Source organism: Variovorax sp. J22G73, assembly GCF_030317035.1.
GTDB lineage: Bacteria > Pseudomonadota > Gammaproteobacteria > Burkholderiales > Burkholderiaceae_C > Variovorax.
The window spans coordinates 231640-251478 of record NZ_JASZYK010000002.1 but is presented as its reverse complement, the minus strand read 5'-3'; the positions used below and the strand labels follow the sequence as shown (position 1 = coordinate 251478).

Annotated in this window: 22 protein-coding genes; 13 read left to right on the top strand and 9 right to left on the bottom strand. The window is 68.8% G+C overall.

Translation table 11 applies throughout. The annotated features are described in order from the left end of the window. The first annotated feature begins 16 nt into the window (after nucleotides 1–16). The 8 genes from QTI51_RS09055 (at nucleotide 17) to QTI51_RS09020 (ending at nucleotide 6561) form a co-directional block, all read left to right on the top strand. Nucleotides 17–1507, top strand: coding sequence for a sensor histidine kinase (locus QTI51_RS09055; RefSeq protein ID WP_116907622.1), 1491 nt, complete (start codon nucleotides 17–19; stop codon nucleotides 1505–1507). Beyond that, nucleotides 1504–2142 carry a response regulator transcription factor gene (locus tag QTI51_RS09050; protein ID WP_116907623.1) on the top strand — a complete coding sequence of 213 codons (639 nt, stop codon included), beginning with the start codon at nucleotides 1504–1506 and terminating at the stop codon, nucleotides 2140–2142. Before QTI51_RS09055 ends, QTI51_RS09050 begins: the two co-directional genes overlap by 4 nt. A 154-nt stretch (nucleotides 2143–2296) precedes the next feature. Then, entirely contained in the window at nucleotides 2297–2824 is a 528-nt protein-coding gene (locus QTI51_RS09045) for a GlcG/HbpS family heme-binding protein (protein WP_116907624.1), read from the top strand. Next, nucleotides 2824–3534, top strand: a complete 711-nt coding sequence (locus tag QTI51_RS09040; protein WP_116907625.1) for an ankyrin repeat domain-containing protein — start codon at nucleotides 2824–2826, stop codon at nucleotides 3532–3534. Before QTI51_RS09045 ends, QTI51_RS09040 begins: the two co-directional genes overlap by 1 nt. Before the next feature lie 47 nt (nucleotides 3535–3581). Continuing rightward, nucleotides 3582–4214 carry an FMN-binding negative transcriptional regulator gene (locus QTI51_RS09035; RefSeq protein ID WP_116907626.1) on the top strand — a complete coding sequence of 211 codons (633 nt, stop codon included), beginning with the start codon at nucleotides 3582–3584 and terminating at the stop codon, nucleotides 4212–4214. A 1-nt stretch (nucleotide 4215) separates the two neighbouring features. After that, the gene (locus tag QTI51_RS09030; protein ID WP_116907627.1) at nucleotides 4216–4455 is read left to right on the top strand and encodes a hypothetical protein; all 240 of its coding nucleotides are present in this window, start codon (nucleotides 4216–4218) and stop codon (nucleotides 4453–4455) included. Further along, the gene (gene tadA / locus QTI51_RS09025; RefSeq protein WP_503011490.1) at nucleotides 4445–5572 is read left to right on the top strand and encodes a tRNA adenosine(34) deaminase TadA; all 1128 of its coding nucleotides are present in this window, start codon (nucleotides 4445–4447) and stop codon (nucleotides 5570–5572) included. Before QTI51_RS09030 ends, tadA begins: the two co-directional genes overlap by 11 nt. Continuing rightward, on the top strand, nucleotides 5569–6561 hold the full coding sequence (locus tag QTI51_RS09020; protein WP_116907629.1) for an LD-carboxypeptidase: 993 nt from the start codon (nucleotides 5569–5571) through the stop codon (nucleotides 6559–6561). Before tadA ends, QTI51_RS09020 begins: the two co-directional genes overlap by 4 nt. Before the next feature lie 68 nt (nucleotides 6562–6629). Here QTI51_RS09020 and QTI51_RS09015 read toward each other — a convergent pair whose 3' ends face one another. After that, nucleotides 6630–6968 carry a hypothetical protein gene (locus QTI51_RS09015; RefSeq protein WP_116907630.1) on the bottom strand — a complete coding sequence of 113 codons (339 nt, stop codon included), beginning with the start codon at nucleotides 6966–6968 and terminating at the stop codon, nucleotides 6630–6632. A 345-nt stretch (nucleotides 6969–7313) separates the two neighbouring features. On the opposite strand from QTI51_RS09015, the gene QTI51_RS09010 reads away from it, so the two are divergent. The 5 genes from QTI51_RS09010 to QTI51_RS08990 all read left to right on the top strand — a co-directional run bounded on the left by QTI51_RS09010 (nucleotide 7314) and on the right by QTI51_RS08990 (nucleotide 12661). Next, entirely contained in the window at nucleotides 7314–8261 is a 948-nt protein-coding gene (locus QTI51_RS09010) for an adenylate/guanylate cyclase domain-containing protein (protein WP_116907631.1), read from the top strand. A gap of 158 nt (nucleotides 8262–8419) precedes the next feature. Further along, nucleotides 8420–8767 carry a hypothetical protein gene (locus tag QTI51_RS09005; RefSeq protein WP_116907632.1) on the top strand — a complete coding sequence of 116 codons (348 nt, stop codon included), beginning with the start codon at nucleotides 8420–8422 and terminating at the stop codon, nucleotides 8765–8767. A 237-nt stretch (nucleotides 8768–9004) separates the two neighbouring features. Then, nucleotides 9005–10822 carry a DUF1800 domain-containing protein gene (locus QTI51_RS09000; protein WP_286515946.1) on the top strand — a complete coding sequence of 606 codons (1818 nt, stop codon included), beginning with the start codon at nucleotides 9005–9007 and terminating at the stop codon, nucleotides 10820–10822. A 22-nt stretch (nucleotides 10823–10844) separates the two neighbouring features. Beyond that, nucleotides 10845–12305 carry a DUF1501 domain-containing protein gene (locus tag QTI51_RS08995; protein ID WP_116907634.1) on the top strand — a complete coding sequence of 487 codons (1461 nt, stop codon included), beginning with the start codon at nucleotides 10845–10847 and terminating at the stop codon, nucleotides 12303–12305. A 5-nt stretch (nucleotides 12306–12310) separates the two neighbouring features. Continuing rightward, nucleotides 12311–12661, top strand: coding sequence for a hypothetical protein (locus tag QTI51_RS08990; RefSeq protein WP_286515947.1), 351 nt, complete (start codon nucleotides 12311–12313; stop codon nucleotides 12659–12661). 29 nt (nucleotides 12662–12690) lie between these two features. On the opposite strand, the gene QTI51_RS08985 is transcribed toward QTI51_RS08990, so the two are convergent. From QTI51_RS08985 to QTI51_RS08950, 8 genes are all read right to left on the bottom strand, one after another. Then, nucleotides 12691–14193 (bottom strand): mannitol dehydrogenase family protein, encoded by a 1503-nt coding sequence (locus tag QTI51_RS08985; RefSeq protein ID WP_116907867.1) that lies wholly within the window; start codon nucleotides 14191–14193, stop codon nucleotides 12691–12693. A gap of 11 nt (nucleotides 14194–14204) precedes the next feature. Next, on the bottom strand, nucleotides 14205–15416 hold the full coding sequence (gene manD / locus QTI51_RS08980; RefSeq protein ID WP_116907636.1) for a D-mannonate dehydratase ManD: 1212 nt from the start codon (nucleotides 15414–15416) through the stop codon (nucleotides 14205–14207). A 46-nt stretch (nucleotides 15417–15462) separates the two neighbouring features. After that, a complete protein-coding gene (locus QTI51_RS08975) occupies nucleotides 15463–16230 on the bottom strand; it encodes an amino acid ABC transporter ATP-binding protein (protein ID WP_116907637.1) in 768 nt (255 codons plus the stop codon). Continuing rightward, complete coding sequence (locus tag QTI51_RS08970; protein WP_116907638.1) at nucleotides 16230–16889, bottom strand: amino acid ABC transporter permease; 660 nt, start codon at nucleotides 16887–16889, stop codon at nucleotides 16230–16232. Before QTI51_RS08970 ends, QTI51_RS08975 begins: the two co-directional genes overlap by 1 nt. Beyond that, nucleotides 16889–17554, bottom strand: coding sequence for an amino acid ABC transporter permease (locus QTI51_RS08965; protein ID WP_116907639.1), 666 nt, complete (start codon nucleotides 17552–17554; stop codon nucleotides 16889–16891). The genes QTI51_RS08970 and QTI51_RS08965 overlap by 1 nt, the downstream gene beginning before the upstream one ends. A 31-nt stretch (nucleotides 17555–17585) precedes the next feature. Further along, a complete protein-coding gene (locus tag QTI51_RS08960) occupies nucleotides 17586–18416 on the bottom strand; it encodes a substrate-binding periplasmic protein (protein WP_116907640.1) in 831 nt (276 codons plus the stop codon). Between the two features lie 125 nt (nucleotides 18417–18541). Then, nucleotides 18542–19276, bottom strand: a complete 735-nt coding sequence (locus tag QTI51_RS08955; protein WP_116907641.1) for a FadR/GntR family transcriptional regulator — start codon at nucleotides 19274–19276, stop codon at nucleotides 18542–18544. Nucleotides 19277–19469: 193 nt separating this feature from the next. Continuing rightward, a complete protein-coding gene (locus QTI51_RS08950; RefSeq protein ID WP_116907642.1) occupies nucleotides 19470–19829 on the bottom strand; it encodes a response regulator in 360 nt (119 codons plus the stop codon). Nucleotides 19830–19839 lie beyond the last annotated feature (10 nt).

The window sequence follows — 19839 nt, the reverse complement described above, 5'->3', positions numbered from 1 at the left end:
GGGCACAATCCGCGCCATGAAACAGTGGTTGCGTACGCGGGGCGGTTGGTGGCTGGCATGGCTGGTGCTCACCGCCGTGGGCGCGGTGTGGATCGCGCGCGCCGAGCTCGCGCAGATGCACCAGGACTTCGAGACCGACGTGCGCATCGCCCACCGCCTGCTGAGCCAGCAGATGGTGCAGTACGACGCCGTGCTGGCCACGCTGGCCTTGCTGGAGCCCAGCAACGGCGCCGACCACCCCGAGCAGCGGCTGCCGTCCGTGTACTCGTCGATCCTGCGGGTGCAGCGGCGCGACCGCGACGAGGCGTGGCCCGACACCCCGCAGATGGGCACCACCGCCCAGGCGCTGGCCGCGGCGGAGGCACGCTCGCGCGAGCAGCACCGCGCCGACCTCGCCACGCTCGACCTGGCCCACGGCCGCTATGTGCTCGTGATGGGCGCGGCGCCGTTCAGCTACGCGCTGGACATCGACCTGGCCGGCTCCGTGCCCTGGCGCGACTGGCCGATGAACCCGCAGCGCAGCCCCGTGCGCCTGAGCCTGCAGCGCGACGGGCAGGAGCTGGTGCTGCAGCCGGGCGTGCCGGCGGCCAACGGCTGGCGCTTCGGCCTGACGAAGGCCCTGGCGTCGCCGAGCCAGCCCTTCGACGTGGTGGCCGAGCGGCAGGTGGGCTGGGGCGAATTGCCGTGGCGCGGCATCGGCGGCTGGGCGGTGGCCATGGCCGCGCTGCTGGCCGGGCTGTGGGCGGCGCAACGGCAACGCATTGCGCGGCGCCGCGCCGAAGAGCTGTTGCGGCTCGGGCAGGTCGCGCGGCTCAATGCGCTGGGCGAGCTGTCGGCCGGGCTGGCGCACGAACTCAACCAGCCGCTGACCGCTGTGCTGGCCAACGCGCAGGCGGCCCGCCGCCTGCTCGACGACGAGCCGCCCGACCTGGCCACCGCCCGCGACGCCATGGGCCAGGCCGTGGAGCAGGCGCGGCGCGCGGCGGGCGTGGTGGGGCGCTTGCGCCGCGTCATCGAGCGGCCCGAGGCGGGCGGCGACGTCAAGCCGCTGGTGCTGCAGGAGGTGGTGCGCAGCGCCATGCACCTGCTGGCGCCCGAGTTCACGCAGCGCGGTGTCGCCGCGCAGTTCGACGCCGCCGCGCAGGCGCCGGTGCGCGTGCAGGCCGAGGCGGTGGCGCTGGAGCAGATCGTGCACAACCTGCTGATGAACGCGCTGCAGGCGCTCGACCTGGTGCCGGCCGCCGAACGCCGCCTGGTGGTGTCGGTCGGGCGCAATGGCCAGGAAGGCGTGCTGACCGTGACCGACAACGGGCGCGGCATTGCGCCCGAGGCCTTGCCGCGCCTGTTCGAACCCTTCTTCAGCACGCGCGAAGGCGGCCTGGGCCTCGGCCTGAGCCTGAGCGAAACGCTGGCCAGCGGCATGGGCGGCAGCCTGGGCGCGGCCAACGTCCTGCCGCGCGGCGCGCGCTTCACCTTGCTGCTGCCGCTGGTGGCGCCGGCCCCATGAACACCCACGCCACACATCAACCGCAATCGCCGTTGATTCACCTCATCGACGACGACCAGGCGGTGCGCGACGGCCTGTCGCTGCTCATCGGCACGGTCGGGCTGCGCGTGCAGGCCTGGGCCGACCCGCAGGCCTTCATCGACGGCTTCGACCGCGCGAGCGTGGGTGCCATCGTGCTGGACGTGCGCATGCCCGGCATCAGCGGGCTCACCGTGCTCGACCGGCTGGTGGCGCAGGGCGTGGACCAGCCCGTGATCATGCTGACCGGCCACGGCACGGTCGAGATGTGCCGGCGCGCCTTCAAGGCCGGCGCGGCCGAGTTCCTGGAGAAGCCGGTGGACGACGAGCAACTGCTCGAGGCGCTGCAGCACGCGGTGCGCCAGCACGTGCGCACGCGCGAGCGCTCGCAGGCCGACAACGCCGCGCGCGAGCAGGTGGCGCAGCTGTCGGAGCGCGAGCGCGAGGTGCTCGCCTTCATCGTGCAGGGGCTCACCAACAAGGAGATCGCGCGCACGCTGGCGCTGTCGCCGCGCACAGTGGAAACGCACCGCGCCAACCTGTTCGCCAAGCTCGGCTGCGATTCGCTGGCCCAGCTGATACGGCGCTACGCGGTGCTGGTCGACAGCGCTTCGTGACGCGTTCGCGCCTCGCTGCTCCGTAGTTCTACGGAGCGCCGCGCGTAGCCGTACGAATGGCTCGCGGCGGCCAGGTTTTCTACAGTGGCGCAGCCGCCGGAAACAGCCGGCGCAACTACCTGAATCCGCCTGAATCCACTGGAGAAAACAAACAATGCAAACCACTCTTCGCCTTGGCAGCCTCGCCGTGCTGGTCGCCGCTTCCATCGCTTCTGTTGCCCACGCGCAGGCGCCGGCACCAGCGGCATCGGCCGCCTCCGCCGTTCGCACCGAAAAGAACATGTCGCTCGCGCTGGCCAACCAGATCGCCGCCGAAGCCGTGGCCGCCTGCGCCGCCAACGGCTACAACGTGGCGGCCACCGTGGTCGACCGCGCCGGCACCGTGCGTGCCGTGCAGCGCGCCGACAACGCCGGCCCGCACACGCTGGCATCGAGCGAGCGCAAGGCCTGGACCTCGGCCTCGTCCAAGGCGCCCACGCAAGCCATGATGGAAGGCTCGCAGAAGAACCCGGGCGGCGCCAACCTGGTGTATCTGCCGGGCGTGCTGCTGCTGGGCGGCGGCGTGCCGGTGAAGTCGGGCAACGAAGTGATCGGCGCGGTCGGCGTGGGCGGCGCGCCCGGCGGCCACCTCGACGAGCAGTGCGCCAACGCGGCCATCGACAAGGTCAAGGGCCTGCTCTGATGTTTTCGCGCGGTATCGGGTCGGGCGTGTCCGTCATCGCGCTCGCGGCCGTGCTCGGCCTGGGTGCCGTGAGCGGCGCGCGCGCCCAGGTGCCGCCGCTCGCGGCCGAGGTGCTGGCCTACGACGGGTTGCACCAGGCCGCATGGCAGGGCGACCTGCCGAAACTGAAGGCGCTGGTCGCCTCGGGCGCGAACCTCGACGCGCGCGACCCGCGCGGCCGCACGCCGCTGCACGTCGCCACGCATGCGCGCCAGCGCGAGGCCATCAAGCTGCTGGCCAAGGCCGGCGCCAACCTCGACCTGCTGGAAGACGACCGCTACGACGCGGTCACCATCGCCTCGGTGGCCGACGACGCGGCCACGCTGTCTCTTCTTCTGTCGCTCGGCGCCAATGCCGGGCAGACCACCAGCCGCTACGACGGCACGGCGCTGATCGCCGCCGCGCACCTCGGGCACGATGAGGTCGTGCGCCGGCTCATCGCGGCCGGCGCGCCGCTGGACCACGTCAACAACCTGCACTGGACGGCGGTGATCGAGTCCATCGTGCTCGGCGACGGCGGCCCGCGCCACCAGCGCACGCTGGCCGCGCTGGTCGATGCGGGCGCGAGCCTGAAGCTTGCCGACCGGCAGGGCAACACGCCGCTGCAACTGGCGAAGGCGCGCGGCTACACCGCCATGGTGAAGCTGCTGGAGACACCGCGCGCAAGGTAGGTCGGCTCGGGGACAATCGGACCTCTCCCCGAAGAGGACCCCGCCCCATGTACATGCCCCCGCAGTTCAACGCCAAGGACCCGGCCATCGCGCTGGAGTTGATGCGTTCGCACCCGTTCGCCAGCCTTGTCTCGACCGACGACGACGGCCTGCCGTATGTCTCGCACCTGCCGCTGGTGGCCGAGCCGCAAGAGGGCGACGCGCTGGTGCTGTGGGGCCATTGCGCCAAGCCCAACCCGCACTGGCGCTACCTGCAGGCCCGGCCCCGGGCGGTCGTGGCCTTTCTGGGCCCGCATGCGTACCTGTCGCCCTCGGTGTATCCGGACCTGGCGCGCGTGCCGACCTGGAACTACCTGGCCGTGCACTGCACCGTCGAGGTCAGGCTGATCGAAGACGCCGCGGGCAAGGACGCGCTGCTGAAGAAACTCATCGGCGACCACGAGCCAGCCTATGCGCAGCAATGGCGCGAGCTGGGCGAGGAGTTTCAGCTGAAGATGCTGGCTGGCATCGTCGGCTTCGAGCTGCGCGTGACGGCGCTGCAATGCAAGGTCAAGCTCAACCAGCACCGGCGCGAATCGCACGCCGCGATGCACGCGATGTACAGCGCGGGCACGCCCGACGAGCAGGCGCTGGCGGGGTGGATGGACCGGCTGGGCATGCCCGCAGTGGAGGGTGCCTGAGATGCGCGGACTCGGACTGATCGGCCTCGTGCTGGCCCTGCTGGTGGTCGGGCTCGTCGCGAAGAAGCAGATGGGCAGCGTGGCGGCGCCGGTGTTGCCGGCCGTGACGGGCGTGGCGACGGGCGAGGCCCCTTCAAGTAACGCGAGCAACGCACACGACCAGGCCCAACGTGTTCAAAAACAGGTCAAGGACGCGCTCGACGCCGCGGCCAGGACGCGGCAGATGCCGGATGACAACTGAGATGGTCCCGTCGAGCTCCGGCCCCGAAGCCGACGCGCACTGGATGTCGCTCGCGCTGGCCGAGGCGCGCCTGGCGGCCGAGGCCGGCGAGGTGCCCGTCGGTGCCGTGATGGTGAAGAACGGCCAGATCGTCGCTACCGGCCGCAACACGCCCGTGGCGCAGCACGACCCGAGCGCGCATGCCGAGATCAATGCCTTGCGCGCCGGCGCGGCCGCGCTCGGCAACTACCGGCTCGACGGCTGCGAGCTGTTCGTCACGCTGGAGCCCTGCGCGATGTGCGCGGGTGCCATGCTGCATTCGCGCCTGGCGCGCGTGGTGTACGGCGCGGCCGATGCGAAGACCGGCGCGGCCGGGTCGGTGCTCGACCTGTTCGCCGAGCCCCGGCTGAACCACCGCACGCAGGTGCAGGGCGGCGTGCTGGCCGACGAGTGCGCGTCGGTGCTGCAGGCTTTCTTCCAGCAGCGCCGAAGCGCCGCGCGCGCGCAGGCCGAGCCCTTGCGCGACGACGCGCTGCGCACGCCCGCCGAGCGCTTCGCCGGGCTGCACGACCACGCCTTCGCGCCGCACTACACGCAGGACCTGGCGGCGCTTAAGGGCTGGCGCATGCACTTCATCGACGAAGGCAAGGACGAAGAAGGCGTCGCAACCTGCCTGTGCCTCCACGGCCCCGGCGAGTGGGGCTACTTCTTCCGCCACCTCGTGGGCCAGCCGGGCCTGCGCACGCTGGTGCCCGACCTGATCGGCTTCGGCAAGAGCGACAAGCCCAAGCGCGAAACGCCGCACACGCTGGCCTGGCATTGCGAAGTGCTGCGCGAATGGCTGAGCAGCATGCAGGTGGGGCCGATGGTGCTCGTGCACAGCGCAAAGGCCAGTGAACTCGCGGCGCTGTTGCAGGCCGCAATGCCCGGTCTTTTCACCGCGACACTGCGCGCGCCAGAAAACGACGAGGGTGACGAAGGCATGCAGGCCGCATGGCGCGCGCCGTTCCCCGACCGCGGCTACGAGGCCGCGTTGCGCGCGCTCGGGCCCCTTGCGTCGTCCTCGGGGCCGACGCCGCTGCAGGCGCAGGCGCTCGCGCTTCAGGTGCGCAACGCAATGGGATACTCGACCACGTGACCAAACACATCTACATCTATTCCCCCTCCAGTGCCATTCGCGACAAGGCCGCCTTCCGGCGCGGCGTGAAGCGCCTGAAGGCGCTGGGCCATGAGGTCGAAGTCGACGACGCGGCACTGTCGGTGCACCAGCGCTTCGCGGGCGACGACGCCACGCGGCTCGCCGCGATCTCGCGCGCGGCCGCCAGCGGCGCCGACGTGGCGCTCATCGCACGCGGCGGCTACGGCCTCACGCGCATCCTCGACGCGCTGCCGTACAAGGCCCTTGCCAAGGCCATCGACAAGGGCACCGAGTTCGTCGGCTGCAGCGACTTCACCGCGCTGCAGAACGCGCTGCTCGCCAAGACCGGCGCCACAACCTGGTCGGGCCCCGCGGTCGGCGAAGACTTCGGCGCCGAAGACGGCCCCGACGACATCATGGAAGCCTGCTTCGACGACCTCGTGACGGGGCAGGGCGAGGGCACCGGCTGGCGCATGCCGGCGCGCGATGCCGAGCTGAAGTTCAAGCCGCTGCAAGACGCCGTGCTGTGGGGCGGCAACCTGTGCGTGCTGACCAGCCTGCTCGGCACGCCGTACTTTCCGGCGATCGACAAGGGCGTGCTCTTCATCGAGGACACCAACGAACACCCGTACCGCATCGAACGCATGCTCGACCAGCTGAAGATGGCCGGCGTGCTGGCGCGGCAGCGCGCCATCGTGTTCGGCCAGTTCACCGGCGTGCGCAAGGTGCCGGGCTACGACCGCGGCTTCGGCATCAACACCGTGATCGACCGGCTTCGTACCTCGTTGAAGGTACCCGTGCTGGCCGGTTTGCCGTTCGGGCATGTGCCAACCAAAGTACTACTTCCGGTGGGCGCCAAGGTGTCGATGGCGGCCGAGGGGCGCGACGTGTTCCTGGTCTGGGGACACCGGCACGGGGTGGGCGACGACCATGCGCATGCTCACGGCCACGGTCACCACGACCACCATGGGCACGATCACTCGCATTGATCGGCCCTGAAAGGCGCAAAAAAAGCGGCCCGAAAGGGCCGCTCTGCTTTGTGGGCAACGAAGGCTTTTCAGCCCTGGTTGTTGGTGAAGCGCTGGTGGGCCCGGGGGCCCATCGAGCCGGGCAGGCCGCCCTTGAACATGCCGTTGATGTCTTTCATCTGGCGGCGCGCGGCGGTTTCGCCGTCGATGGCGCTGATGGCCATCAACACGTCCTGGCGCAGGTACCACAGGGCCTCGACATCGACCGCAAAGCGCACGCGCTGGCTCACGCGCTGCACCGAATTGCCGCCGTGGCTCTGGAGCACCGAGAGCATCGCAGTGCGGATGCGCCCCAACTGGCTCTCTGCTGCCTGGCGGGAACCGAACCCGGGCACGTTCAGCAGACGAAGAATTCGACGGAGAAGCATGGGACAAAAAGCGTATTGCTGGAAGCAGTGACGACCCATACCTTAAGCGTCAGTTAACCATTGCACAAGATCCGGAACAACGTTTCTTGTTTGTAAACAACACGCTTTACTTCACGTTTTCAGAAGCGATTTCTTTTTGTTTTCTAAAGTACTACATACAAAAAAGCGCCGTGCATGCATCTGTGGTGTTTCGAGTCGCGTATACATGTAACGTCAACAAACATAGGGTGCAAGCCGTTCCATTTTTGCGGCAATGTTCACAAACATCGGGAATAGTTTGCAGGGTAAGGTGAGCACCTCAGACATTCATACACAGCGATCTTAGAAATCGAGAATCAGAACAACATGGGTGTAAACGCCACAGTCGTTTTCGCGGACTTGACGGGAAGTACGAGGGTCTTCGAGGCCATGGGCAATGCGCGGGCCACGGAAACAGTCACGCGGCTGACGCAATGGATCGGCGGCGTGTGCCAGGCGCACGGCGGGCGTGTGGTCAAGTCGCTGGGCGACGGGGTGTTCGCCATCTTTTCGAGCGGCGCCGCCGCGACGCACGCGGTTATCGAGTTGCAGCGCTATCACCAGAAGCGCCTGCTCGCGTGGCCGGTGCCCTTGCGCATGGCGTTGCAGATCGGCGTGGCCAGCGGCGAAGTGGTCGAGGTCGAGGGCGACTGCTACGGCGACGCCGTCAACCTGGCCTCGCGGCTCAGCGACCTCGCGGGCCCCGGCCAGATCTGGGTGACCGATGCGGTCATCTCCCAGCTCCACGAAGGCTCGGTGCAGCACCGCGACCTGGGGCTCATCAACATCCGCGGGCGCAGCGAAATGTCGGTGGTGCACCGCATCGACTGGCAGGAAGACGTGACCTCGTTCCTCACCGTGCCGGCCGCGCTGGCGCCCACGCGCATGCCCGATTCGTCTTTCGGGCAGATCGAGCTGGCGTGGCTCGACGTGCGCTCCATGTTCCGCACCGAGCAGCTCCCGATTCACCTGGGCCGCGTCGACGACGCGCAGTTCGTGGTGAACGACCCGCGCGTGTCGCGGCTGCATGCGCGCATCGAATTGCGCCAGGGCAGTTGCGTGCTGATCGACGTCAGCACCTACGGCACCTGGGTGCGCTTTCATGGCAACGGCGGACCCAGCACCGAGATTGCGCTGCGCCGCGAAGAGTGCGTGCTGCACGGCCGCGGCGAAATCGGCCTGGGCGCGCCGCTGAGCGACTTCAGCGCGCCGACCATCGCGTTCAACACGACCAGCGGCGACGTGATGCTGTCGCGCCGAGAAATCGCGCGCTGAGCTGCAAGGCGTGGGCTGTGGCGCGGCCGGTGGCGCGTGCCAACGCTCTCAGCTCTCACGTTTGGCTACCAGCAAATGCACCTTCGGGTGCACCGCGCGCCGCGCTGCGGCGTTGCGTACACACCCGGACGATGTCCGTCCCCGGCCCTGGAGCCTCAGTGAACATCCAACATCAATCTTCTGTTTTCAAATGGCTCGCGATCGGCGCGGTCGCGGCCGGTGCGCTGTTGTCCGCCGGCGCGGCCAGCGCACGCGGAAGCTGGTCGGTGCAGATCGGCACGCCCGGCCTGGCCGTCGGCGCCTACCCGCAGCCTTACTACACACCGCAGCCGGTGTACCCGTACCCGGCACCCATCTACTACGAGGCACCGCCGCCGGTCTATTACCGTCCGCCGCCCGTGTACTACCGGCCCGCGCCCGTCTATGCGCCGCCGCCCGGCCGCGTGTACTACGGGCCCGGCTACCCGTACCGTCCGCCGAACGCCTGGGACGACGAGCGCGACTGAACCCGGTAGCACCCGCGCGCCGCCTCGTCGGCTGAGCGATTGCTGAAACGATGGCATGCCTCCTGGCATGCCATTTTTGTTTCAGGAGGTGACGAAAAAGTCACATTAATTCACATTTGTGTGGCTCGTCGGCCCGTTTTGCATACCGGAGTCCGCGTTTCCCGTGGGTCGCCTCGAAGGCATGCGGCTTGCCTTGTGTGCTCCAACCGGCGTTGGAGCGCCGCAGGAGCGAGGTACATGGTGGAAGAACAGTTGGAGGCCGGCGAAGACCTGGCCATCGAGGCAACCTGGCCGTCGCAGGGAGGGCAGGCCGATGCGTCACAGCCGGTGAAGGCCGCGGCCGTCTTTTCGATGGCCGCCGCGCTGGCCGCCTGTGGTGGCGGCGGCGGCGGGGGCGGAGGCAGTGCCGGCGGCGTGTTCCTCCCCGGCGCAGGCGCCGCGCCCGACGCCGCGGTCGACCCGGTGCAGATCGACACCGGCCCGTACCACTACCCGCAGGCCAAGACCGACGAGGAGGCCGCGCGCTTCCTGCTGCAGGCCCAGTTCGCCGCGTCGGACAAGGACATCGCCGACGTGCGCGCCAAGGGCTACATGCCGTGGCTGGCCGAGCAGTTCGGCGCGCCGCGCGAGCCCACCGCGTGGGAGTGGGTCAACAGCAAGCCCTACGGCAAGGTCGACGTCGACGCCATGGCCTGGCGCCAGCTCATGACCTCGGCCGACCCGGTGCGCAAGCGCATGGCGCTGGCGTTCAGCGAGATCTTCGTGGTCTCGTCCACCGACATCGGCTCGAGCTGGCCCACGGCCATGATGGCGCAGTACTGGGACATGCTGGTGAGCGGCGTCACGGGCAACTTTCGCCAGCTGCTGGAAGACGTCACGCTCAACCCGGCGATGGGCTTCTACCTGAACACGCGCGACAACCGCAAGGAAGACAACTCGGGCCGCCAGCCCGACGAGAACTATGCGCGCGAGGTGATGCAGCTGATGACCATCGGGCTGTACCAGCTGAATGCAGACGGCTCGCTCAAGACAGGTGCCGACGGCCAGCCGCAGGAGACCTACGTGCAGAGCGACGTGTCGAACCTGGCGCGCGTGTTCACCGGCTACAACCTCGACATTCGCACGGCGGAGTTCAACGCCTTTCGCCCCGAGGGCGCCGGCTACACCATCGAGAGCAACCAGTGGACCACGCGGCCCATGGCGTTCACCGCGCGCAACCATTCGATGCTCGAGGCGCGCTTCCTGGGCACCACGGTGCCCGCCGGCACGGCCGGCCCCGAGGCACTGAAGACGGCGCTCGACGCGCTCTTCAACCACCCGAACGTCGGCCCCTTCATCGGCCGCCAGCTGATCCAGCGGCTGGTTACGAGCAACCCCAGCCCGGCGTACCTGAAGCGCGTGTCCGACGTGTTCGCCAACAACGGCGCGGGCGTGCGCGGCGACATGAAGAGCGTGTTCGCGGCCGTGCTGCTCGACGACGAGGCGCGCAGCCCCGCGGGCCTGGCCGACGCCAACTTCGGGCACCTGCGCGAGCCCATGCTGCGGTTGGTGCAATGGGGCCGCACTTTCGGCGTGCGCTCCACCGGCGACCTCTGGAACATCGGCGATACCTCGGACAGCAGCCGGTACCTGGGCCAGAGCCCGCTGCGCTCGCCCTCGGTGTTCAACTTCTTCAGACCCGGCTACGTGCCGCCCGCGACCGCCATTGCCAGCAACAAGATGGTGGCGCCCGAGTTCCAGCTGGTCAACGAGACCAGCGTGGGCGGCTACCTCAACTTTCTGCAGCGCATCTTGCCGAACGGCTTCGACAACCAGGACGTGATGGCCACCTACGTGAACGAGCGCGCGCTGGCCGGCGACCCGGCCGCGCTGGTGCGCCGGCTGAACCTGCTGCTGGCGGCCAACCAGCTCTCGGCCGCCACGGTGGCGCTGATTGCCGGCGCGCTGTCGCAGCCGCCGCTGGCCAACCCGAGCACCGACGCCGGCCGGCTGAGCCTGGTGTGCGCCGGCGTGCTGCTGGTGATGGGCTCGCCCGAATACCTCGTGCAGAAATAAAGAACGCGGGAGCAAGACGCACATGTACCTGATCAACCCTGCGGAACACAGCCGCCGCGCCTTCCTTCGCCGCGCGGGCCACCTGGCCATCGCGGGCACCGCGACACCCTTCGCGCTCAACCTCGCCGCCATGGGCGAAGCCGCCGCGCAGGGCGCGCCCGCCGACGACTACAAGGCGCTGGTGTGCGTCTTCATGTACGGCGGCAACGACTACGCCAACACGCTCGTCAACTACGACGCCGACAGCTACGCCAAGTACCGCGACATTCGCGGCGCCATCGCGCTGCCGTTCGATGCCGACCTGGCGAAGACCGAGCTCAAGCCCACGGTGGCGCTGCCGGGCGGGCGCAAGTACGCGCTGAACCCGTCCATGACCGAACTGGCCGCGCTGTTCGACCTGGGAAAGATGGCGGTGCAGATGAACGTCGGCCCGCTGGTCAAGCCGCTCACGCGCGCCCAGTACAACGGCACGAACCGCCGCGACTACCCGGTTCCGCCCAAGCTGTTCTCGCACAACGACCAGCAATCGGTGTGGCAGTCGTCGTCGCCCGAGGGCTCCACCATCGGCTGGGGCGGCAACCTGGGCGACCTGGTGCTGTCGGGGCAGAAGAACGCATCGCTGTTCACCTGCATCTCGGTGTCGGGCAACACCGTGTTCCTGTCGGGCGACGAGGCCCAGCAATACCAGGTGGGCACCGGCGGCGCGGTGCGCATCAACAGCGTGAGCACGGCCAGCGGCAACGTCTACGGCTCGTCGGCGGTGAAGGCGGCCATGCAGCAGCTTGCGCAGCAGCCGCGCGGCCACACGCTGGAGAACGAATACAACAAGGTCACCGCGCGCGCGACCAGCGCCGAGGGCAAGATCACCAGCGCCATCATGGCGGACGACCTGAACGCCACCTTTTCTGGCAACGACTACCTGGCCAACCAGCTCAAGATGGTCGCGCGCCTGATTCGCGGGCGCGCCTCGCTGGGCGTCAAGCGCCAGGTGTTCTTCGTGTCGATGGGCGGCTTCGACCTGCACGACGACCTGGACACGAAGCAGGGCGGCCTGATGAAGCGCGTGTCCGACGCCATGGCCGCGTTCCAGCGGCAGATGGAGCTGTTCAAGATCGAGAAAAATGTCACGGCCTTCACCGCCTCGGACTTCGGCCGCACGCTGTCGAGCAACGGCAACGGGTCCGACCACGGCTGGGGCAGCCACCACTTCGTGGTCGGCGGCGCGGTGCAGGGCAAGGCGCTGTACGGCACGGCTCCCCCGGTGAGCGTGGGCAACAGCGCCGCCGACGACGACCAGTGGCACGTGGGCCAGGGCCGGCTGCTGCCGACCACCTCGGTCGACCAGTACGCCGCCACGCTGGCGCGGTGGTTCGGCGTGCCGGACGCGGAGCTCGACGGCATCCTGCCCAACCTGAAGAACTTCAACAACGTGACCGCGCCCAGCGGCCAGACCTACCTGCGCAACATGGGGTTCATGGAATGACATCGATGAGCATCGGCGGCCTGAACGGCATGGACGGCGGCGCCAGCGTCAACTTTGGCGCGGAGCCCGTGGCACCGCGCAGCCTGGTGCGCAGCAACCCGGTGACGCACGTGCGCCCCTTCGGCAACGTGGAGGCCGCCATCGCGGCCATCGAGGCGCTGGACCGCGAGCTGCGCAAGTTCGAGCTTGCCGTGTCCGACAGCCTGCAGGACTACCTGGGCGTGCAGATGGCGCAGATCACCGACACAGCGCTGGCGCGCGGCTGGGAGCCGGTGAGCTTCCTGCAGAAGGACGGCTTTCGCGTGTACCGCTACGAGGCCATGCGCAGCTATTCGCGGCGCAGCAGGAGCCGCTGAACCGGCTTGTGCATTGAAAGGCTGAACGCTCAGGCGTTCGGCTCGCTGGCGGCAAGGGCGCCAAGCACGCCGTGGGCTTCGAGCACGCCGAGCGCGCGCGCCACAGCCACCACGAAACGCGGCTCGCTCCCCAGCTCCCCGAACACCGGCGCGAAGCCGGTGAAGAACGCCACCCGGTCCTGCATGGAAGAAGCCGCACCGGCTTGCGCCAAACGTTGCGCCAGCGCCGAAGCGAGCGGGTCTTGTACCTCGTGCGTGGCGTCGGTCTCGTCCACGCCGCGCAGGTAGTGAATCCACCCGGCTACCGCCAGCGCGAGCCGGTCGATGGGCCGGCCCGCGGCCAGCCGGTCGCGCACCGTGCCTAGCAAACGCTGCGGCAGCTTCTGCGAACCGTCCATGGCGATCTGCTTCGTCTGGTGCTGCAGCGCGGGGTTCGAAAAGCGTTGCAGCAGCCGCGCGCGGTAGGCGTCCAGGTCCAGGCTTTCCATGGCCGGCAGCGTGGGCGCGATTTCTTCGCGCATCAGCGCATCGATGAACGCGTGCAGCGCGGGCTCGGCCATGGCGCGGTCCACCGTGCGAAAGCCCGCCATCGCGCCCAGGTAGGCCAGCGCCGAATGCGCGCCGTTCACCATGCGCAGCTTGAGCTTTTCATAGGGCTGCGCATGCGCGACGAAGCGCGCGCCGCCCGCGGTCCAGTCGGGCCGGCCGTTGGCAAAGCTGTCTTCCACCACCCATTCGAGAAAGGGTTCGCCGATCACCGGCCACGCGTCGTCCACGCCCAGGCGCTCCGAGATGCGCGTGCGGTCGGCGTCGGTGGTGCGCGGCACGATGCGGTCGACCATCGAATTCGGGAAGGTGCAGTGCGCGGCGATCCAGTCGCGCAACCCGGCGTCCACCGCCTGCGCGAACGCCAGCACGATGCCGCGCGTCGTGTCGCCGTTGGCGGGCAGGTTGTCGCACGACAGCACGGTGAGCGGCGCCAGCCCGCGCGCGCGGCGCAGGGCCAGCGCATGCACGACGAAGCCGGGCATGGTGCGCGGCGCTTCGGGGTGGGCCAGGTCGTGAAGGATGTCGGGTGCGTCCAGCCGCAGCGCGCCGGTGGCCGGGTCGTGGTGGTAGCCCTTCTCGGTGATCGTGAGGCTCACGATGCGCGTGTCGGGGTGCGCGATGCGCGCCAGCACGGCATGCGGATCTTCGGGCGCGACCAGCACGTCGAGCAGGTTGCCGACCACCTGCAGCGCCTCGCGCGGGCTGCCGTCGTCGGCCGCGTCGCGCAGTGCGAGGGTGTAGAGGCCGGCCTGCGGGCGCAGCGCATCGCGCGTGTCGGCCGCGCGCAGCGACACGCCCACCGTGCCCCAGCGCAGGTCGCCGCTCGCGTGCAGCGCGGCCTCGTTGACCACCGCGATGTGCGCGCGGTGGAAGGCGCCCACGCCCAGGTGCACGATGCCGGCCTGCAGCGCGTCGCGCCGGTAGCGCGGCCGTTCGACGCCAGCGGGCAGGTGGGCGAGGGTGTCGGGATGAAGGCGCGCCATGTCTTGCACGCTCACCAGTTCCAGAGCGTGCCGTCGTGCTGCAGCCGGTTCACCGGCAGGTAGGCGCGCTGGTACGGGTACTTGGCGGCCAGCTTCTCGTCGATGTCCACGCCATGGCCCGGCGCCTCGCCCGGGTGCAGCATGCCGTTGGCGAAGCTGTAGGCATGCGGGAACACCGCGTCGGTCTCGTCGGTGTGGCGCATGTACTCCTGGATGCCGAAGTTGGGCACCCACAGGTCGAAGTGCAACGCCGCGCCCATGCACGCCGGCGACAGGTCGGTGGCGCCGTGGCAGCCCGTGCGCACCTGGTAGAGCGAGGCCAGGTCGGCAATGCGGCGCAGCTGCGTGATGCCGCCCGCGTGGACGACGGTGGTGCGGATGAAGTCGATCAGCTGGTTCTGGATCAGGTCCTTGCAGTCCCAGATGCTGTTGAAGATCTCGCCCACGGCCAGCGGCGTGGTGGTGTGCTGGCGAATGAGCTTGAAGGCGTCCTGGTTCTCGGCCGGCGTGGCGTCTTCCATCCAGAACAGGTTGAAGGGCTCCAGCGACTTGCCCAGCCGCCCGGCCTCGATGGGCGTCAGCCGGTGGTGCACGTCGTGCAGCAGGTGGATGTCGGGGCCCACGGCGCTGCGCACCGCGTCGAACAGCTTGGGCGTGTGCGCCAGGTACTTGGCGGTCGACCAGTCGTGCTCGCTCGGCAGGTCGGCGTCGGCCGGCTCGTAGAACATGGTGCCGCGGCCCACGCCGTACACCTTCTCCAGGCCCGGCACGCCGCTTTGCGCGCGAATGGCCAGGTAGCCCTCTTCCTTGTAGCGCAGCACCTCGTCCACGGTCTGCTCGATGTCGCGGCCGTTGGCGTGGCCGTACACCATCACGCCGGTGCGGCTCTTGCCGCCCAGCAGCTGGTACAGCGGCATGTTGGCGGCCTTGGCCTTGATGTCCCACAGCGCGGTGTCCACGGCGGCGATGGCGGTCATGGTGACCGGGCCGCGGCGCCAGTAGGCGCCCTTGTACAGGTACTGCCAGATGTCCTCGATCTGGTGCGCGTCGCGCCCGATCAGGCAGGGAATGACGTGCTCGGTGAGGTACGCGGCCACCGACAGCTCGCGCCCGTTGAGCGTGGCGTCGCCGATGCCGGTGAGGCCCTCGTCGGTCTCGATCTTCAGGGTGACGAAGTTGCGGCCCGGGCTGCAGACGATGACGCGGGCATTGGTGATTTTCATGGTGTGTGTCGTTGTGTGGGGGGAGGGTGCGTGGCGCTCGGCTGTGTCAGCCGTGCCAGCCGAGGTGGCCCAGGAAGTCGCGCGTGCGCTCGGCCGTGGGCGCCTCGAAGATCTGCCGGGGCGGCCCTTGTTCAACCACCTTGCCGTGGTCGAACACCACGACCCAGTCGGCCACGCTCTTGGCAAAGGCCATCTCGTGCGTGACCACGACCATGGTCATGCCCTCGTCGGCCAGCTTCTTCATCACGTTGAGCACTTCGCCGATGGTCTCGGGGTCCAGCGCCGAGGTGGGCTCGTCGAACAGCATCACCTCGGGCTCCATGGCCAGCGCGCGCGCGATGGCCACGCGCTGCTGCTGGCCGCCCGAAAGCCCGCTCGGAAAATTCAGCGCCTTGTTGGCCAGGCCCACCTTCTCGAGCAGCTTCATCGCGCGCTCGCGCGCCTGCGCCTCGCTCATGCCCAGCACGGTGACGGGGCCCATGGCCACGTTGTCCAGCGCGTTCTTGTGCGGGAACAGCTCGAAGTTCTGGAACACCATGCCCATGCGCTGGCGCACCTTGCGCGCGGCGCGCTCGTCGGTGGGCAGCGGCACGCCGTCGATCAGCACGCGCCCGCCGTCGATGGCCTCCAGCGCGTTCGTGCAGCGCAGCAGCGTCGACTTGCCCGAGCCCGAGGGCCCGATGAGGCACATCACCTCGCCCTTGTTGACCTGCACCGTCACGCCGTCGAGCGCCACGAAGCTGCCGTACAGCTTGCGCACGTTGTCGTACACCACCACGGGCGCCTGGGCCGCGGACTTGCGTTCGCCGTTCATCATTCCTTGACCTCGAATTTCTTCTGTATCCAGTCGACCATCTTGGCCTGCGGGTAGCCCATGAGCCAGTAGATGACGGCCATGGCCGTGAGCATTTCCAGCACGCGAAAGCTCGACGAGCGAATCTGCAGCGCCACGTGCGCCAGCTCGCCCACCGCGATCACCGACACCAGCGAGGTGTCCTTGAACAGCGACACCCAGGTGCTCGCCAGCACCGGCAGCACGCGCCGCCAGGCCTGCGGGATCACCACCTTGCGCATGGCCTGCCAGCGGCTCATGCCGACCGCGATGGCCGCTTCCATCTGGCCCTTGCGAATGGAGTTGATGCCCGCGCGAAAGGTCTCCGCGTTGTAGGCCGCCACGTTCAGGCACAGCGCCACCAGCCCGGTGGTGAAGGCCGAGAACTCGATGTGCATCAGCACCGGCATCACGTAGAAGGCCCAGTACACGACCAAAATGAGCGGCAGGTTGCGAAAGAACTCCACGAACACCTGGCTCGCGCCAGCCAGCACCTTGCTGTTCGACAGCCGCATCAGCGCCAGCACGATGCCCGCGGGCACCGCCACCAGCATGGTCAGCACGGTGAGCAGCACCGTCAGCCCGGCGCCGTGCAGCAGGTCGTAGCGGTGCACCCAGACAATGTTCCAGTCGAGGTTCATCACGACCTCCCCAGGTGCGCAACGCGCTTGTACAGCGCATCGATCAGCCGTGTTCCGGGGAACAAAATGATGAAGTAGATGGCCATCACCACCGTGAACACCTCGATGGGGCGGTAGCTCTGGCCCGCGATGGTCTCCGCGCGCTTCATGAGCTCGGGCACGGCAATCACCGTGGCGATGGCCGTGTCCTTGATGGTGATCGACAGCACCGAGCCAAAGGCCGGCAGCATGCGCACCAGCGCCTGCGGCAGCACCACCTTGCGCACGATCTGCACGCGCGACATGCCGAGTGCCAGCGCCGCGCGGATCTGCCCGGGCCTGATCGACTCGATGCCCGCGCGCACGATCTCCGCCACGTAGGCGGCAATGTGCAGCGTGAGCGCCATCAGAGCGGCCCAGAACGGATGAAAGCTGATGCCCGTGAGGATGGGCACCGCGAAATAGAACCACACCAGGATCACCAGCACCGGAATGGCCCGCTGGGTGTCGATGTAGAACACGATGGGTATGCGCAGCCAGGCCGCGCCGTAGACGCGGCCCAGGCCCAGCGCGGTGCCGAGCACCAGCGCGCCGACGGCGGTGAGCACCGACAGCAGCAGCGTGACGCCCAGCCCGCCGAGCAGGTACTGCCAGCTGTCGAGCAGGGGAGAAAAGTCGAGATCCATGAAGTCGAATGGCTGCGGCCGGGGCCGCAGGTCACATCGCGTTGATGATGCGGGCCTCGTCCGCGTCCAGCTTGGGCTTCATCTGGTCGTTCACGGCCTTCAGCCAGTTCAGGTACTCGGGCTGGTTCTTGTCGATGGCCAGGCCGATGGGCGTGGCCATCTCGGCGGAGTCCTGGCAGTTGTTGCCTTCGGGCAGCGCCTTCAGGCCCTTCACCTTGCGGTTCAGCGCCTGCCATGGCACGCGGTTGATGGGCGTGATGTCGGCGCGCTTGGCCATGATTTCTTCCACCGGCGCCGCGGTGCCGGCGGTGGACACGCCGCGCAGCTTGGCGTTGGGGAAGCGCTTCTTCACCCAGTTCTCTTCGCCGCCGCCGGTGAAGTAGGCCACCGTGATGTTCGGGTTGTTGAACTCGTCGATCGACTTGGCGTTGGCCACCTTCGGGTTGTCGGCGCGGCCGAACACGCACAGCGCGGTGCGCGAGTACGTCACGAAGTCGACCACCTTCAGCCGCTCGGGCGTGACCGACAGCGGCGAGATCGTCATGTCGGCCTGGTTCGACGCCAGCACCGGCACCTTGGTCTCGTGCGACACGGGCACGGCCTGCAGCTTCACGCCGAGCTGCCTGGCCACTTCGTTGGCCAGCAGCCAGGCCGGGCCGGCCCAGGCGTCGCCCGAACCGGTGGTGTTCTCGACCAGCCACGGCGGGTTCGACAGCACGGCCGCGCGCAGCACGCCCGACTTCTTGATGGCGTCGATGCGCGCGCTGGTGCCGGGCGCCGGCAGGGGCACGGTCTGCGCGGCGGCCTGGCCGACGAACGCCGCGGCCAGCAAGGCGGCGAGCAGGGTCTTCGTAGTCGTCATCTTCAGTCTCCAGTTCTAGGTATCACCCGGATCGGGCGGAGGGAAAACACAAGGAAAAAAAGCGGGCGGAGCGCGGGGTGCGGCAGGGGCGCAAAGGGCTCGGGGTGGCGACAGCGCCCCAAGGCTCAGCGCCAGGCCTGCGCGAACTCGGCGATCACGCGGTCGATGTGCGCGCGCATCGCGGCGCGGGCCTCGGCGGGGTTGCGCTCGAGCAGCGCGTTGAACACGCGCTGGTGGTCGTCCTGCGAGGCGCGGCGCAGCTCGGGCGTGTGAAAGTGCGCCTCCATCTGCGACCAGATCGGCGCGCGCGTGTGGTCCCACAGGCCGGTCACCATCTGCAGCAGCACGCTGTTGCCGGTCGACTCGGCAATGCGCAGGTGAAAGAGCCGGTCGGCCGCCTCGTTGGCCGCCTTGTCCTGCATGTGCTCGCGCATCGCGGCCAGCGCGGCGTAGATGCGGTCGATGTCGCTGTCCTTGCGGTTTTCCGCGGCCACCGAGGCGATCTCGCCCTCGATCAGGCTGCGCGCGCGCAGCAGCTCGAACGGGCCCGGGCCGGGCGACAGCGTGTAGGCGGAGGCGGGTGCCGCGGCCGTGCCGGTGGCCGGCGCGCTGATGTAGATGCCCGAGCCGCCGCGCACCTCGACCGCGCCCTGGATCTCCAGGACGATGATGGCCTCGCGCACCAGCGTGCGGCTCACGTTGAAGCGCTCGGCCAGCGCGCGCTCCGACGGCAGGCGGTCGCCCACCTTGAATTCGCCGCCGGCGATCAGCTCCGCGATGCGGGCCGCGAGCTTCTGGTACGAGCGGTCGGATTCCAGCTCGACAGGGGAAGCGGTGGGGGTTTCAGTGAGCGTTGCCATGATTTGGTGAGCCAGTTTAAAAGTGGTTCACCAATTTGTGGCTTCTGGTTTACCAGTAGGGCCAAGGCAGCACACGCAAGCGCGCAGGCTCGCGCCGCGACGGCTGGCGCGTCGCTGCGATCAGAAGGAAAAGTGGGGGAGAAAAGAAGCGCCAGCCTCGCGTTGCAGCTGAGGCCTGCGGCGCTGCGCTGCGCTACAGCGTCTGGGCCAGGATGCGATCGAGCTTGTCGATGTCGATCGGCTTTTGCAGGTGGTGGTCGAACAGGCCCGCGGCCGACTGGCCACCGGCGTCCTGCTGCGAGAAGCCCGAGATGGCCACCAGCAATTTCGGCGTGCCCGGCGAGGTGCTCGCGCGCAGCTGCCGCGCGACTTCGGTGCCGGGCAGGTCGGGCAGCGTGAGGTCGATCAGGGCGGCGTCGAAGCTTTCGTTGGCCGCTGCTTCCAGTGCCTGGCGGGCCGTGTAGGTGCAGCGCGCCGTATGGTCCTGCAGCGTCAGCAGTTCCTGCAACAGGTCGGCCGCCGCTTCGTTGTCGTCGACGATCAGCACATTCACGGAGAGCTCT

Excerpts from the sequence above, each read along its gene's own strand:
- QTI51_RS08965 (WP_116907639.1), bottom strand. The coding sequence starts at position 17,554 with ATGGATCTCGACTTTTCTCCCCTGCTCGACAGCTGGCAGTACCTGCTC.
- QTI51_RS09050 (WP_116907623.1), top strand. The coding sequence starts at position 1,504 with ATGAACACCCACGCCACACATCAACCGCAATCGCCGTTGATTCACCTC.
- QTI51_RS08960 (WP_116907640.1), bottom strand. The coding sequence starts at position 18,416 with ATGACGACTACGAAGACCCTGCTCGCCGCCTTGCTGGCCGCGGCGTTC.
- QTI51_RS09040 (WP_116907625.1), top strand. The coding sequence starts at position 2,824 with ATGTTTTCGCGCGGTATCGGGTCGGGCGTGTCCGTCATCGCGCTCGCG.
- QTI51_RS09015 (WP_116907630.1), bottom strand. The coding sequence starts at position 6,968 with ATGCTTCTCCGTCGAATTCTTCGTCTGCTGAACGTGCCCGGGTTCGGT.
- QTI51_RS08995 (WP_116907634.1), top strand. The coding sequence starts at position 10,845 with ATGTACCTGATCAACCCTGCGGAACACAGCCGCCGCGCCTTCCTTCGC.
- QTI51_RS09055 (WP_116907622.1), top strand. The coding sequence starts at position 17 with ATGAAACAGTGGTTGCGTACGCGGGGCGGTTGGTGGCTGGCATGGCTG.
- QTI51_RS08990 (WP_286515947.1), top strand. The coding sequence starts at position 12,311 with ATGAGCATCGGCGGCCTGAACGGCATGGACGGCGGCGCCAGCGTCAAC.
- QTI51_RS09045 (WP_116907624.1), top strand. The coding sequence starts at position 2,297 with ATGCAAACCACTCTTCGCCTTGGCAGCCTCGCCGTGCTGGTCGCCGCT.
- QTI51_RS09030 (WP_116907627.1), top strand. The coding sequence starts at position 4,216 with ATGCGCGGACTCGGACTGATCGGCCTCGTGCTGGCCCTGCTGGTGGTC.
- tadA (WP_503011490.1), top strand. The coding sequence starts at position 4,445 with ATGACAACTGAGATGGTCCCGTCGAGCTCCGGCCCCGAAGCCGACGCG.
- manD (WP_116907636.1), bottom strand. The coding sequence starts at position 15,416 with ATGAAAATCACCAATGCCCGCGTCATCGTCTGCAGCCCGGGCCGCAAC.
- QTI51_RS08970 (WP_116907638.1), bottom strand. The coding sequence starts at position 16,889 with ATGAACCTCGACTGGAACATTGTCTGGGTGCACCGCTACGACCTGCTG.
- QTI51_RS09010 (WP_116907631.1), top strand. The coding sequence starts at position 7,314 with ATGGGTGTAAACGCCACAGTCGTTTTCGCGGACTTGACGGGAAGTACG.
- QTI51_RS09035 (WP_116907626.1), top strand. The coding sequence starts at position 3,582 with ATGTACATGCCCCCGCAGTTCAACGCCAAGGACCCGGCCATCGCGCTG.
- QTI51_RS09000 (WP_286515946.1), top strand. The coding sequence starts at position 9,005 with ATGGTGGAAGAACAGTTGGAGGCCGGCGAAGACCTGGCCATCGAGGCA.
- QTI51_RS08985 (WP_116907867.1), bottom strand. The coding sequence starts at position 14,193 with ATGGCGCGCCTTCATCCCGACACCCTCGCCCACCTGCCCGCTGGCGTC.
- QTI51_RS08975 (WP_116907637.1), bottom strand. The coding sequence starts at position 16,230 with ATGAACGGCGAACGCAAGTCCGCGGCCCAGGCGCCCGTGGTGGTGTAC.
- QTI51_RS08955 (WP_116907641.1), bottom strand. The coding sequence starts at position 19,276 with ATGGCAACGCTCACTGAAACCCCCACCGCTTCCCCTGTCGAGCTGGAA.